General features: G+C 58.5%; 1 protein-coding gene. It reads right to left on the bottom strand.

Annotated elements, in window-relative coordinates:
- On the bottom strand, nt 1-846 hold an 846-nt coding region (locus tag AC1DS5_RS24945), incomplete at its 3' end, for an ATP-binding protein (protein ID WP_477720930.1).
- Nucleotides 847-899: the final 53 nt, after the last annotated feature.

Below are 899 nucleotides of genomic sequence, written 5' to 3'. Positions count from 1 at the left end.
ATAGCGATACACACCTATGCGAAGCAGGTCGCGGAAAAGTCTGCGCACCAACCGTGTCTTGCCTACGCCTGCGGGACCCGTCAGCAAAATCGGCGAAAGCCGCACCGGCTCACCTTCACGCAGGTCGCGCAGCAACAGGTCGATCGCGCCAATGGCATGAGGGTATTCCGCCATTAGTTTTGCGCGCACGGCGCCGATGTCTCTGGCAAACCGCAGCGGTAGCTTGGCGTCCACCAGGTCCTTGAATTCAGACTGGTAGTCGTTGAGTTTTGTTGCTTTGCCCTTCGGCATGACGACGATGCCCGGTTCCTTCGGCTCGCCTTCCTGACCATTTTCGTTCTGTACGCGCGTCGGCGGTAGACCCTCCAAAGGGTCGTCCTGGTTCAACATCTCGAGCCGGACAATCCGGAAGATACTGCTGCCATTGTCTGCAAAATCACCCTGAGCGACTCGACACCAGACGCCGAGACGCTGCAGAACTTGGTGCTTGGTAACCCTTGCCGTCGGCCATTCCCATAAATGTTCGATGGCAAAGGCAAGCTGTGGCAGCACGATCTCGAGGGTCTGTGGCTCAGTCGGATCTGCCGCCAGCATCAGTGCACTGAGTGCTTCCTTGCCGTGGCCTTCGGCGAGCAACAGGTCGGCGAGAGTTTTGCATGCCTCTTTGCAACGCTCCTTCTCCCCAGACCAGAAATCCGTAGCGACTTCGTCCCGTGGCACGTCGCCGATTTCTTTAATGCGCGACCAGAAAAGCTCCGCGGCGGGCGGCCAGCCGCGTTGCCACAGGAGCGCTACCGGTAGAGGTACCGATGATAGATTCTTTGATGAGCGGTCGCCGGCAGTCACCCCAGCCTCCCTCAGATTTCGATCACGTAGTTCGGATCGAATCGCATGTTGTC

The organism is Polaromonas sp. P4_H1, from assembly GCF_056400945.1.
The sequence above is the reverse complement of the archived record's forward strand: the minus strand, read 5'-3'. Positions and strand labels throughout refer to the sequence as shown.